Annotated in this window: 14 protein-coding genes; 2 read left to right on the forward strand and 12 right to left on the reverse strand. The window is 43.6% G+C overall.

The features are described from left to right. Positions 1–7: 7 nt before the first annotated feature. Both secDF and AT864_RS02465 read right to left on the reverse strand, forming a co-directional pair. Complete coding sequence (secDF, locus tag AT864_RS02460; RefSeq protein ID WP_066146103.1) at positions 8–2,260, reverse strand: protein translocase subunit SecDF; 2,253 nt, start codon at positions 2,258–2,260, stop codon at positions 8–10. Positions 2,261–2,366: 106 nt separating this feature from the next. Further along, a complete protein-coding gene (locus tag AT864_RS02465) occupies positions 2,367–2,669 on the reverse strand; it encodes a post-transcriptional regulator (protein WP_052660996.1) in 303 nt (100 codons plus the stop codon). 111 nt (positions 2,670–2,780) lie between these two features. Between AT864_RS02465 and spoVB the strand changes: the two genes are divergently transcribed. Together spoVB and AT864_RS02475 are read left to right on the forward strand one after the other, a co-directional pair. Continuing rightward, positions 2,781–4,334 (forward strand): stage V sporulation protein B, encoded by a 1,554-nt coding sequence (gene spoVB / locus AT864_RS02470; RefSeq protein WP_044744653.1) that lies wholly within the window; start codon positions 2,781–2,783, stop codon positions 4,332–4,334. A gap of 76 nt (positions 4,335–4,410) precedes the next feature. Next, on the forward strand, positions 4,411–4,794 hold the full coding sequence (locus AT864_RS02475; protein WP_044744654.1) for a TIGR04086 family membrane protein: 384 nt from the start codon (positions 4,411–4,413) through the stop codon (positions 4,792–4,794). 145 nt (positions 4,795–4,939) lie between these two features. On the opposite strand, the gene yajC is transcribed toward AT864_RS02475, so the two are convergent. From yajC to AT864_RS02525, 10 genes are all read right to left on the reverse strand, one after another. Continuing rightward, positions 4,940–5,209 carry a preprotein translocase subunit YajC gene (gene yajC / locus AT864_RS02480; RefSeq protein ID WP_044744655.1) on the reverse strand — a complete coding sequence of 90 codons (270 nt, stop codon included), beginning with the start codon at positions 5,207–5,209 and terminating at the stop codon, positions 4,940–4,942. Positions 5,210–5,224: 15 nt separating this feature from the next. After that, complete coding sequence (tgt, locus tag AT864_RS02485; RefSeq protein ID WP_066146107.1) at positions 5,225–6,364, reverse strand: tRNA guanosine(34) transglycosylase Tgt; 1,140 nt, start codon at positions 6,362–6,364, stop codon at positions 5,225–5,227. Positions 6,365–6,380: 16 nt separating this feature from the next. Next, positions 6,381–7,412, reverse strand: a complete 1,032-nt coding sequence (gene queA / locus AT864_RS02490; RefSeq protein WP_044744657.1) for a tRNA preQ1(34) S-adenosylmethionine ribosyltransferase-isomerase QueA — start codon at positions 7,410–7,412, stop codon at positions 6,381–6,383. 24 nt (positions 7,413–7,436) lie between these two features. After that, complete coding sequence (locus AT864_RS02495; protein ID WP_044744658.1) at positions 7,437–7,643, reverse strand: DUF2905 domain-containing protein; 207 nt, start codon at positions 7,641–7,643, stop codon at positions 7,437–7,439. After that, on the reverse strand, positions 7,640–8,641 hold the full coding sequence (ruvB, locus tag AT864_RS02500) for a Holliday junction branch migration DNA helicase RuvB (RefSeq protein WP_044744659.1): 1,002 nt from the start codon (positions 8,639–8,641) through the stop codon (positions 7,640–7,642). Before ruvB ends, AT864_RS02495 begins: the two co-directional genes overlap by 4 nt. A gap of 12 nt (positions 8,642–8,653) precedes the next feature. Next, on the reverse strand, positions 8,654–9,253 hold the full coding sequence (gene ruvA / locus AT864_RS02505) for a Holliday junction branch migration protein RuvA (RefSeq protein WP_044744660.1): 600 nt from the start codon (positions 9,251–9,253) through the stop codon (positions 8,654–8,656). Positions 9,254–9,367: 114 nt separating this feature from the next. Beyond that, positions 9,368–9,850: an intercompartmental signaling factor BofC gene (locus AT864_RS02510; RefSeq protein ID WP_044744661.1), complete on the reverse strand. Its 483-nt coding sequence runs from the start codon at positions 9,848–9,850 to the stop codon at positions 9,368–9,370. A 324-nt stretch (positions 9,851–10,174) separates the two neighbouring features. Beyond that, positions 10,175–11,185: a DUF3231 family protein gene (locus AT864_RS02515; protein WP_066146110.1), complete on the reverse strand. Its 1,011-nt coding sequence runs from the start codon at positions 11,183–11,185 to the stop codon at positions 10,175–10,177. 408 nt (positions 11,186–11,593) lie between these two features. Next, positions 11,594–12,331: a YebC/PmpR family DNA-binding transcriptional regulator gene (locus AT864_RS02520; RefSeq protein ID WP_066146113.1), complete on the reverse strand. Its 738-nt coding sequence runs from the start codon at positions 12,329–12,331 to the stop codon at positions 11,594–11,596. A 298-nt stretch (positions 12,332–12,629) separates the two neighbouring features. Next, positions 12,630–13,343, reverse strand: coding sequence for a YhcN/YlaJ family sporulation lipoprotein (locus AT864_RS02525; protein ID WP_066146116.1), 714 nt, complete (start codon positions 13,341–13,343; stop codon positions 12,630–12,632). Positions 13,344–13,595: the final 252 nt, after the last annotated feature.

Consider the following 13,595-nt stretch of genomic DNA (forward strand, 5'->3'; position numbering starts at 1 on the left):
TATACCGTTATACTTGTGGTTCTGCATCCTGATGATCCGGCTTTTTCGTTTTTCCTTTTTTCAATTGCTTTCCTTTCCATACCACCCATAGCTGTGCGGCAATAAACAGAGAAGAATATACGCCGGAAACAAGTCCAACTAGCAAGGCTAGATTAAAGTTGCGAATCGCCTCGCTTCCAAACATCAATAATGCGACAACCGTAAAAATCACGGTCAGAACGGTGTTAATGGAACGGGTCAGCGTCTGTTGCAATGCTCGATTCACTACATGCTGCAAATCCTCAATCGTTTTGACTTTCCGTTTTTTCATCAAGTCGCGAATCCGGTCAAATGTCACAATCGTGTCATTAATCGAGTAGCCGATGATCGTCAAAACGGCGGCAATAAATGTTAAATCGACCTCTAGCTGCGTGAAACTGAAAAACATCACAATAATAAAAGCGTCATGTAAAAGTGAGACAATAGCCGCAAGCGCCATATACATCTCAAAGCGGATCGTCACATAAATGATGATACCAAGCGATGAAATCAGCACAGCGATCAACGCGTTGCGCGCCAATTCTTTTCCTACAGTCGGCGATACGGTGCTGACGTTCGGTTCCGATCCATATTGCTCCTTAAAATACTGCTTGAGCTCAGAAATTTCATGTTTGTTTAAAACGCCGATAAAGCGCGCAACGCCAACTTCTTCATTCTTTCCAGATAAAACGATATCTTTTGGCTGTAAGTTTAATTTCTGGAACTGATCCTCCAATTGCTGCACGTTTAATTTAGAATCGCTCATGATTTCCACGCGTGTGCCGCTCGCAAAATCAATGCCAAGATTTAATTTCATCGTCAACAGCGCAACAATCCCAACAACCGTTAACGCGCCGGAAAAGATAAAGAATTTTTTGCTATGTTTGACGAAATCCCAACAATCAAACTTTGTCGGCACCTCTGTATGCTCGTTCGTTTGAGCAATATCGAGAATTTCCGATTTTTTCACGCCAAAATATCCTGGCTTATTTTGTAAAACGCGACTATTCACAAGCAAACCAAGGAGCAGACGCGTGCCGTAAACAGCCGTGATAAAGCTGACTAAAATACTGATAATCAGCATGGTCGCAAACCCTTTGACAGAGCTTGTTCCATACACAAACAGCACAACACCGGCAATAATGGTTGTAATATTCGCATCTAAGATTGTCGCAAACGATCCTTTATTTCCTGTGCGAAACGCGGACATAATCGATTTTCCAAGTTTGATTTCCTCTTTAATCCGCTCATATGTGATAATATTGGCATCGACGGCCATCCCGACACCCAAAATAAGCGCCGCTATCCCCGGCAATGTCAGAACGCCATTCATCCAATCGAAAATCAGCAAAATTAAATAAATATAAGCGGATAACGTAATGACCGCAATCACACCAGGCAAGCGATAAAACGCGATCATAAAGAGGAAAATTAGCGCCACGCCAATAATACCGGCAAGAATAGTTTTCTGAAGGGCGTTTTCTCCAAATTGTGCACCGATCGATGTGGAATAAACTTCTTTCAGCTCAACCGGCAACGCGCCAGCATTTAATAAGTCAGCCAGCTGTCTTGCTTCATCCACCGTGAAATTTCCAACAATCGATACATCCGTTTGATCGAATACTTGGTTTACCGCCGCTGCTGAAATATACTTCGGCTTTGCTTTTCCCGCCTCTTTCGCATAGGAATCAACGCCATCCTTAAAATCAAGCCAAATAACTAATAAATTGTTTGGCGCGCCCATTTTATAGACTTTTTCCGTCACCTGCTTAAACTTGTCGGCATCTTTGAGTTTAATGGCGACACTCGGCTTGCCATGCTCATCGAACGAAAGCTTGGCTCCTCCTTCAGCCAGGTCGCTTCCATCCATTAAGACGTTGTCATGCACATCGCGAAAGGTCAGCTTCGCTTGGGTCGATAAAATTTGCCGCGCCTGATTTTGATCTTTCACACCGGCAAGCTGGACGCGAATCCGGTTTTTTCCTTCTACTTGAATATTTGGTTCACTGACTCCCAGTACATTAATTCGCTTGTTCAGTGCACTGACGGTGCTTGTCAGTGTCGTTTTGTCAATTTTATCCCCTTTTTTCGCCGGCTTTACCTCATATAAAACTTCAAAACCGCCTTGCAAATCAAGCCCGAGCTTGATATTATGTATAATCCCTTTCGTCGTTGTTCCTAGCGTGCCTGCTAAAATAATCAGCACTAAGAAAAACGCCAGAATGCGACTTCTTTTTACCATAAAAAATCCTCCTTATGTCATCAGAAAACCTCGCTATAGCCTCTCGAAATGCTTCAACATTCCTAATTATGAATCAGTTCGCAAATGCTGTCAATTTTCTACATAGCTATAATAATTCATTTAGTAGCTCTTCGAGATCATCACCTTTAGTGGCCCGCTGCTCACGATATGATTCAGCTGTCAAGAAAGCCATATATTCTCCAATTGAAAGCGATAAAATATCATTTACACGCTCATATAGCCTTCTTTCGTCATCATATTTTTTCCACTTTTTTCTCACTAAACACTCCCAAATTTGTTCTATCGTTACGTGATCGTAGCCAAGCAAGCGAAACTCTTCATACTTGCTTTGCACCGCCGGCATCAATTGTTCACGCAGTTCTTCCATTTTTTCTTTTTCATTTGCCATGACCATCGCTCCCCGTTTTGTCCCACAATACTTGTCATGCTTGTTCACATCTCTTGCATATAGTTAATTGTATAAAAGATCGTCTTATTTGAGAAGGGAGGGAAATACAGGATGTCTAAATTTTTGAAAGGCACACTTATTCTAATCGTTGCCGGCCTTATCACACGAGTGCTCGGATTTATCAATCGCATTGTTATCGCCCGAGCCATTGGTGAAGAAGGGGTCGGTTTATATATGATGGCCGTGCCTACGCTTGCCTTAGCCATAACGCTTACGCAAATGGGCTTGCCTGTCGCTATTTCTAAGCTAGTAGCGGAGGCGGAAGCAGTAGGAGATCAGCGAAGAGTAAAAAAAATTCTCGTCGTTTCTTTAGCCACTACAGGTGTGCTAAGCGCCATCTTTTTTCCGGCAATGGTATTGCTTGCGCCGCTTTTATCGACAACCTTATTTACAGATGCTCGCACCTATTATCCGCTGTTAGCGATTTCACCTGTTGTTCCCATTGTTGCTGTTTCTTCCGTTTTGCGCGGTTATTTTCAAGGAAAACAGCAAATGAAGCCATATGCCTATTCACAGTTGCTTGAACAAATCATTCGTATTAGTTTAATTGCCTTTTGCACGAGCATCTTCTTACCATATGGAATCGAATATGCTGCGGCGGGAGCGATGCTTTCATCCGTGATCGGCGAATTAGGGTCGCTCATCTATTTGTTTTACATGTTCAAACGCAAAAAAAGAATCAACATTCGTCCGCAATTTTTCCATTATGCTAAAGCCGGAAAAGAAACCTTTATGAGCTTAATGCGCATCGCTTTGCCAACAACAGGAAGCCGTCTCATTGGCTCAATCGCCTGGTTTTTTGAACCGATTGTGGTAGCCCACAGCTTAGCGCTTGCAGGAGTTGCTGCCTCATTAGCGACCAGGCAATATGGGGAATTAACAGGATATGCTTTACCTCTGCTCATGCTGCCATCGTTTATTACCTACTCACTATCAACCTCTCTCGTTCCAGCTATTAGCGAAGCGGCGGCACAGCAGCAAATGTTTCTCATCGAGCGGCGCGTTCAGCAAGCCATGCGATTATCCATGATTACAGGAGGCCTGGCCGTTGTGGTCCTGTATGTATTTGCCGATCCCATTATGCAGCTGATGTATGGCACAAGCCATTCTGCCATTTTTATTAAAGTAATGGCACCATTTTTCCTTTTTTATTACTGCCAAGGGCCTCTTCAGGCAGTTTTACAGGGGCTGGATTTAGCGAAAGCGGCTATGATGAATAGCTTAATCGGCTCTGTTGTAAAAACGGCTTGTATTTTTGCGCTAGCCACTCAGCCAAATTTAGGGATTATGGGAGCAGCTCTGTCTATCGCGATTGGTACGGTGCTTGTTACGCTTCTCCATTTCGCAACAATCATGAAGGTCATTTCTTATTCCATTTACATATTCGAATATATTCACACATTTTTCGTCATGCTTGCAGCAGGTTTTGTTGGACATCTTGCTTTTTATCATTCTCTGACTTCACTTCCAATAAGTATGAGGACCATCGCCGCCATTATCATTACAACAGTGGTATACGTCATTCTTTTAGTCATTTTCAAGCTGGTTAAACGAGAAGAGTTAGTACGCATCCCATTTGTTCGCGGCTTTTTTCGTAAAAACTAACTTCATTTGATTCTAAACATGTCCGGGCCTGAATATACTCTTGCTAAAGATGGCTTAAACGGAGGGAATGAACGAGATGGCTAGGTTTGGCAAAGGTGTTGTCTACGGAGTTCTAACCATTTTTTTACTAGCGTTGATCATTAGCTTTTTATTATCACTTCTTTTGAAATGGACCGATATCCAAGAATCCTCATTAACATGGGTTATTTTTGCTGCATCTGTTCTATCCGTATTTATCGGTGGATTTGTCGCAGGAGGCAAAGGCAAGGAACGCGGATGGCTTATCGGTGGAACCACCAGCTTAGTGTTTACACTCCTCGTCTTTTTCTTTCAGTTTTTAGGACTTGAGCAAACATTTTCAACAAAGCAATGGATTTATCATCTCGGCTTTTTATTAGCGGCCATGCTTGGGGGAGTCATGGGAGTCAATTTGTCGTCATCCAATCGACACGCAGATTAATATACAGCCTTCCCCACCCATTTCATTTTGAGAAGAGCGATTTCAAGCGAGTCTGATGTGAAACGGTTAAAATGATTGTAGACAAAGTCAAAACGGACTTTGTCTACAGCCTGAAGCTGCTTTTTGCCAAGCAGCCTTTTTTATTCTATTGGTTGTTCTCTGCCACAACCTCGCGAATAGCAGAGCGATCGTATGTAAGACGAGAACCGTCTCCCGCGCGGATCACGACTTTATTCTCATCGATGGAATCGATGATGCCATGCAAACCGCCGATCGTAATAATTTTATCGCCTTTTTTCAAGTTCGCTTGCATTTGCTGAACAGCCCGCTGCCGTTTTTGCTGCGGACGAATCAGCAGGAAATAGAAAATCGCGAACATGATAAGAAGCGGCAAAAGATTCACAAGCGTCGCCATAGATTTCACCCCTTTCTAAAAGTTTTTCGCATTCGGTCTATTAAATCCGTAGCGTTCAAAAAATTCTTCGCGAAAATCGCCAAGCCGATCTTCACGTATCGCTTGTCTCACTTGCTCCATTAATTTTATCAAAAAGTAAACGTTATGATAAGAAGTCAAGCGAATACCAAACGTTTCATCACATTTGATAAGATGACGAATATAGGCGCGCGTATAGTTGCGGCATGTATAGCAGCCGCAGTTCGGATCCAGCGGCGTAAAATCACGGGCGTATTGCGCATTTTTGATGACAAGGCGCCCTTCGCTTGTCATCACCGTTCCATTTCGTCCAATGCGAGTCGGCAAGACGCAATCAAACATGTCAATTCCGCGGATGGCGCCGTCAATGAGCGAGTCCGGCGAACCAACTCCCATTAAATAGCGAGGTTTATTGGCTGGTAAAAGCGGCGTTGTAAACTCAAGCACGCGATTCATGACATCTTTTGGTTCTCCTACCGACAAACCGCCGACCGCATAGCCCGGAAAATCGAGAGACACAAGATCCTGCGCGCTCTGTCTGCGTAAGTCCTCAAATTCACCGCCTTGAACAATGCCAAACAGCCCCTGTTCATTTGGACGGGCATGCGCTTTTAAACAGCGTTCCGCCCAGCGGCTTGTCCGCTCAACCGATTTTTTCATATATTCATATGTCGCAGGATACGGCGGGCATTCATCAAACGCCATCATGATATCAGAGCCGAGCGCATTTTGGATTTCCATCGCTTTTTCCGGCGAAAGAAACAGCTTGTCTCCATTTAAATGATTGCGAAAATATACGCCTTCCTCTTCAATTTTGCGAAATTCACTCAGGCTGAAGACTTGAAAGCCGCCAGAATCAGTCAGAATGCCGCGATCCCAGTTCATAAACGAATGCAATCCGCCCGCTTCTTTCACAATATCATGCCCTGGACGAAGCCATAGATGATAGGTGTTGCTTAAAATAATGCCTGCACCCATTTCTTTTAATTCCTCAGGCGATAGCGTTTTGACAGTCGCTAATGTGCCGACTGGCATAAACATCGGCGTTTCAAAGGAGCCATGCGGCGTATGAATGATTCCGAGACGTGCTCCTGTTTGCTTGCATGTTTTGATAAGTTCATAACGAATCGGGGTCAAATCAATAGCTCCTTTCTTAAATAATCAGCATCGCATCACCGAAGCTAAAGAAACGATAACGCTTCTCCACCGCTTCTTTATAAGCACGCAAAACATTTTCACGCCCTGCTAAGGCGCTAACTAGCATGATTAATGTTGATTTAGGCAAGTGAAAATTCGTAATCATTCCATCAATCGCTTGAAACTGATAGCCTGGATAAATAAAGATATCCGTCCATCCGCTCTCGGCAATAAACGTTCCATTATGGCGCGATGCGATCGTTTCAAGCGTACGTGTTGATGTGGTTCCGACTGCGATAATTCGCCCGCCCTTCTCTTTCACCTCATTCAACAATCGCGCTGTCCCTTCTGTCATCTGGTAAAATTCTGCATGCATATCATGTTCTTCGATATTCTCAACATTGACGGGACGGAAGGTACCAAGTCCGACATGAAGGGTAATAAAAGCTAGATGCACTCCTTTTTGACGAATATCCTCAAGCAGCTGCTCCGTAAAATGAAGCCCTGCTGTCGGCGCTGCTGCCGAACCGCGTTCACGGGCATACACGGTTTGATACCGCTCCTGATCGTCGAGCTGTTCTTTAATATATGGAGGGAGCGGCATCTCCCCCAAGGATTCCAACACCTCATAAAATACTCCGTCATAAGCAAATTCCAGTATTCTTCCTCCGTGCTCCAACTCCTGTCTGCACGTTGCTTTTAAACGGCCGTCACCAAATAAAATGCTTGTTCCTTCTTTCACGCGCTTCGCTGGCTTCACGAGCGTTTCCCAACGGTCTCCTTCCACTTGCTTTAATAAAAGCACTTCAATTTTTGCGCCCGTATCTGATTTTTCTCCATAAAGGCGCGCCGGCAATACTCTTGTATCATTTAATACGAGACAATCCCCTTCATTCAAATACGATAAAATCGCTCGAAAGGTTTCATGATGTTTCGTTTCTCCTGTATTTTTATTGAGCATAAGCAATCTCGATGCTTCTCGGTTCGCAAGCGGTGTTTGTGCAATTAATTCCTCCGGTAAATGAAAATCAAATAAATCTATTTTCATCGCGTTCACCCATTTCTATTGTTGTTAACGAAATCGACCGATAAAATAAAACACAAGCGAAAGCACTACACTTAAAATAATAGAAGTCACAACTGGAAAGTAAAATGTTGTATTCCCCTTTTGGATGACAATATCGCCAGGAAGCCTGCCCAGCTTAATAAATTGCATCAGAAACCCCACAACAATCAAAATGGCTCCGATCATCATGATCATTTTAGGAAGACTGCTCATGATTTTGGCACCTCCATTCCAAAATGCTCATAGGCGCGATGAGTGACGATGCGCCCGCGAGGAGTCCGCTGCAAAAAGCCGATTTGCAGCAAATACGGCTCATATACATCTTCAATTGTTTGCGCTTCTTCACCAATGGTGGCCGCAAGCGTATCTACACCGACAGGACCTCCGCGAAATTTTTCCATCATCGCTCTTAATAATTTATGATCAATATGATCCAATCCTAAACGGTCAACTTGCAGCAACTCCAGCGCTTCTGTTGATAAGGCATGTGTAATCACTCCGTTGCCTTTTACTTGGGCAAAATCTCTGACTCTGCGCAACAAGCGATTGGCAATGCGCGGAGTGCCGCGCGAACAACGCGCGATCTCAACAGCAGCCGCCTCGTCAATCCTAACTTCCAGAATATCTGCTGTTCGTTTGATAATTTGCGCAAGCTGCTCCGGCTCATAATATTCCAGCCGACTGAGCACACCAAAGCGATCCCGGAGCGGTGCAGAAAGAGCACCAGCTCGTGTCGTTGCGCCCACAAGCGTGAATGGCGGCAAGTCAATACGCACCGAACGAGCCGTTTGTCCTTTGCCAATAACGATATCTAGGCAGTAATCCTCCATAGCTGGATACAGCACTTCTTCAATCGAGCGGTGAAGGCGATGAATTTCATCGATAAATAATACATCTCCAGGTTGAAGAGAAGTTAAGATCGCCGCCAGGTCTCCGGGGCGTTCGACCGCCGGTCCAGTGGTGGTGCGCAAGTTCCCCCCCATTTCGTTTGCGATAATGGCGGCCAGCGTTGTTTTTCCAAGTCCGGGCGGTCCGTATAAAAGCACATGATCCAACGTTTCGCCACGCAGCTTTGCCGCTTCAATAAAAACTTGTAAATTTTCTTTTACTTTCTCTTGTCCGATATATTCCTGCAAGCGTTGCGGGCGGAGGCTGTATTCAAGCGATACATCCTCGCTGGAGGCATCGCTGGCAACAAGACGCTCTTCCATCGTCCTTCCCTCCTATTTTAATAGTAATTGCAGCGCTCGCTTCACATATTGATCGGTAGACATCGGTTCCTTTTTTAGAGCAGGCGCCACCTTTTGAATTTCACGATCTGCATAGCCGAGAGCCTTTAGCACTTCAAGCGCCTCGTCAAAGGCATTCTCCTGCTTTTCATCCTCCCAGCTTGTAAATAAGTCGTTCGTCGCTCCTAGAATGACTCCCTGCAGTTTCCCTTTTAAATCAAGAATCATTTGTCGCGCTGTTTTTTTGCCGATGGTCGGAAATTTGCACAAAAAGGCTTCGTTTTCCTCTTCAATCGCCTGCACGAGCTGACGTACATCTCCTGAGGCTAAAATAGCAAGCCCTCCTTTCGGGCCAATGCCGGAAACTTGAAGCAGTTTCGCAAATAGCGTTCGTTCTTCGCGCGTCCGAAACCCATAAAGAGCCATGAGGTCTTCGCGCACATATTGATATGTATAGACCGTCACGATTGTATCATGACTGGGCCGAAACGAAAATGGGTTTGGCGTGAAAATTTGATAGCCAACTCCGGCCGTTTCAATGACAATATATTCTGGACAAACATACTCAATGTATCCGCGAACAAACTCAATCAACGTTTTTCCCCTTCCCTTATCCGTACTGTTTCTCATTGTACCATATGATAATAAAAAAACGAATGTATATTCCTCTTTTGCAAAACAAAAAGACTTATCGTCTGGATAAGTCTTTTACTGAGTAACGGCAAATGGCCGATAGGCTTCAATGACCTCTTTATAACGATCTTTCGAAATCACGCGAATACCTTTTTTCAGCCGTTCTTGTTGATGGCTTTCTAGCTTTTTTATATCGAGCTGGAAAAACGATTGAATCACGCGTGATGATTTTCCTGGCTTGCCTTCAAAAATAGATAAAGTTCCATCCTTTGTTAAGCCAAAATATCCATTCGCTTTTGACAAAGGTGAAATATCTTGAACCATTTTCTGGAACACAATTTGTTCATCATCAAGATTGACAAGCTGCCAGCCTTCATACTTTTTCCATATATCCTTCATCGATGTAATCGTTTCTTGTTTAATTTCTTCACTCACTTCTCCGTCCACGTATATTCGTTCTAACAAAATCGTCATTTGAGTGGCCGGCGCTTTAGCGAAGGCAGCTGAGGAACTTATAAATGAAATCGCGATAGCCAAGCAAGCCATCAAAAGCTTCATTGTCTTCCCCTCTTTCTCGGTAAATAATGAAAGCTATTTATAGTTTCACCTTTTAAGAAAATTTTATCCATAAAAAACACTCACTCAAGAAGTGAGTGTCCGGTTGTAGACAAAGTCAAAAATGAGATTTGTCTACAACCATTCTCATCCTCTATTTATGGTGTTCCACATCAGCCTGAGTGGAAAACGCTTGGCAGACAAGAAACGCAGCCGAACAAAGACAAAAATCGAACAAAAGAAATTCATGAGCAGACGAATGCGGCCAGTGACGCAGGATGAAAGCATTTAACAACGGTCTGACACTCACTCAAGAAATCAGTGTTTTTATTTCGACTCCACTACAAGCCGTTCGCGATCAAGGAAGTGAGGCGGTTGTTCAAGCCATCCGCGCTCAATCATTAAATTCACTCCATCCTCCGCATAGGCTCCCGCTTTCGCGATAAAAGAAGCGTAGAGAGCCGCTACATCTCTTCTCAATGAGAGCGCCATGGCCTGTCCATACATACCAACCCCGAGCCCTGATAAGGAATTGACTAAAAACAGCATTAATCGCTCTGAGTATGGCGCAACTGTTGATTCATTGACGACTGTGTCCCATGTCATCGAAGCTGGAATATTGTCTTCCTGCAGCACCTCAAAAATGGAGGTCATGATCTCACTGCATACTTTTTGTCCTCTTAAAAAGAAGCTGCGAATTTCAGGATCCCTCGCTACTTGCGCAAATCCGATTAGCGTAGCCTTCGCGATTTCATTGTTAATGGAGTTCATCACTAAATAGGCTGCTTCAACTGCCAAAAGCGGTCGTCTGCGTCCAAGCCATCCAGTAAGAAAGCTTTGCTTTTCAACATAGTCCACTTGTTTTGGGTAAGCCATATAAGGAGGACGTATATATATACCTTGATTTTTCATCACGGTACGCACACGCTTATTTAATTGAGTCGCATCTTCGCTAAATTGTTTATATAGCTGATGGATATCATCCCGAGAAGCCATCACAATGGAAGTAGCATGTGAAGTGATTTTAAATTGGCTCATTTGGTTAAGATACTCTAAATAAAATGTATCGGAAAAAAGCTTTGGCGCTTGACGATTCACATGCTTATCGACCGGGAACCCGTCTGGTTTAGCAATTCCTTCCTTGCTAAATAGCTCCTCTAGACTTTGCAGATGATTTTGGACAACTTTCAATCCTTCTTCCAGAAGCACGCCCACTTCTTCATCGGCGGTTGTTAACTTAAAATGCGTGATAACGCTTTCCATCATGCTATCATATATATAGGTATTCCATATATTTGCAATTTCAGCGCTTGTTAAGCGGACTTCATTTTTCTTCATACTGATCCCTCCATGGAACATATTATGTTCCTTCCCAAAATGAAGTATGTAAAAAATCGGCCATCTGAATACCCCAAAAAAAGGAATAGCACCTTACCATTCTTGATTTACCTGTGGTGCTAGATAAAATCGGTTCATTTATCTTCCTCGTACTATATACAATCGTCCGCCAAAACTCACGGTCAGAAGTGGAGCGTCATCTGCATACTTACATGGGGATAAAGCTTTCGGGAGAAAGTGATATGGATGATCGTTGCATATAAATTCCCCCTAACACCATGGGTTTTCATTATTTTTTCTATCACTGAGTCATGATGTTGATGAACATTTTGTATCCTCTCATAAAAAATCCCATTCTCTGCAGAGAAATCACGTTCTCTCTTGCAAAGAACGGGAAATATGATCGTTTTATGGTATCGCCGTTTCACCTAAATTATGGTACACTTCTTGAACATCGTCATCATCTTCAAGCATATCAATCAGCTTGAGCATTTTCGTTAGGTCATCGCCTTCCAGCGTTGTGTAGGTTTGCGGGATCATCGTGATTTCAGCGTTTACAAACGTTAATCCATTCGCCTGAAGCTTGTTTTTCACCTCTTCAAAATGCTCAGGTGCTGTATAAATTTCAAATGAGTCGTCCATTGTTTCCATTTCTTCCGCTCCTGCTTCAATCGCTTGGAGAAGCAGCTCATCCTCGTCGATCTCTAACCCTTCGCGAGCGATGACAAGCCATCCTTTTCTTGCAAATAAATAGGACACGCATCCTGTTTCTCCAAGATTTCCGCCGTTTTTCGAAAATGCTGCGCGAACATTTGCCGCTGTGCGATTTTTATTATCCGTCAGACAAACGACCATGACTGCCACGCCACCTGGACCATACCCTTCATAACGAATTTCTTCATAGTTGGCATGCTCCTGATTGCCTGCCGCTTTGTTGATGGCCCTTTCAATATTATCGCTCGGCATATTCGCCGCTTTTGCTTTTTCAATGACGAGACGCAGCGCGGCGTTGACATTTGGATCGCCACCACCTGTTTTGGCTGCAACGTAAATTTCCTTCGCCAATTTCATAAACAGTTTGCCGCGTTTGGCATCCTGTGCATTTTTTCGACGTTGGATATTTTTCCATTTGGAATGTCCAGCCACTTTCCATTTCTCCTCTCATCATATCAAATTTTCGATATTACTATACCAAAAATAGCGGAAGCATGAAACAGTTGCCAAGCGATATAGATGCAGCTTGAAGAGTGTATAAATCAACAAAATAACAGATGTTTCTAATAATTCAATGTCACACTTTGCTCCCATCGCACATTCGCTTAATGAAAGCCCGACTGTACCAGCTAACTTCATAATTGGAGGACGATACCGTTTTTTCGTGAGGAGGTCTAGACCGTTTGAAAAGAAAAAGGAGATGCCATTTGCCGGCATCTCCCTGCAGCATTTATCGTGTATTGGTTGGAGTTTCCATTATTTTCCCTTTATAAAAAATCGTCTTTAAATCCCGATTAATTTCTTCAAACGGGCGGCCGTAACGTATGTTATTGTCAATGACGCGAGCGCGCTGATACATGCTTGGATTCGAAACGACGCGCACATGCTTTCCTTTCGTATATGGAGCGATCGCTTTCGCTACATTTTGCTCCGTACGATTTGCATCTTTTCCTCCCGTTTGAATGGCTACTAATACATGGTCCTTATATACAAGCGCCCGGGCATCGCTGACATTTTTGACTTTAGCCGCTTCTTTGGCTACCTGCTCGGCAAAACGTCCGTCATAATGGTCGTAATAAGAAGGATGTGTTTTATCATTTTGCAAGTGACCATGATAATTTTGGTCTGCTTTGCCGAAATTCGCTTCTAGAGGCAGCGATGGAGTCGACCGATCGTAACGATCTCGACGAAGCGCATCCGTACCGAAAAAATCCGCAACTGGACCATTTTGGTTGTCCATCATATAGGCATTTCCGTCATTCTCAATATTTGTTCCGTAACGGCCATACGTATATGGAGTATTTGTCCGATCCGTTGAATAATAACCGATCGGTCTTGTTTCATCTCGATAGCGTGTTGCCCGATCTTCCGCATCGTAATTTGCGCATGCGGCAAGCCCGCTCACACAACAAAAAACGCCTATTGCCGCGATTGTTTTTCTCAACGGAAAAACCCCCTTTATTTGCCTTGGGTCAAGCACCTTGACCCATTTTTAGCTTGGCAAATAAGAGGGGATTTTATCGCTGTTAGTTAGCGGTAAAAATCAAGTTCTGATATCGGTATAATTCCTTTTGAACAACCAACCTATCCATAAAGGCAGGCGAAATCATGGTATTTGGTTCATCTCATTTGAATATGGCTTATGCTATTGAAAGCAAAACGAGGATTTTGTTAGAGAAACCGAGAAGCTTGTTGG

Source organism: Anoxybacillus sp. P3H1B (assembly GCF_001560855.1).
Lineage (GTDB): Bacteria > Bacillota > Bacilli > Bacillales > Anoxybacillaceae > Anoxybacteroides > Anoxybacteroides rupiense.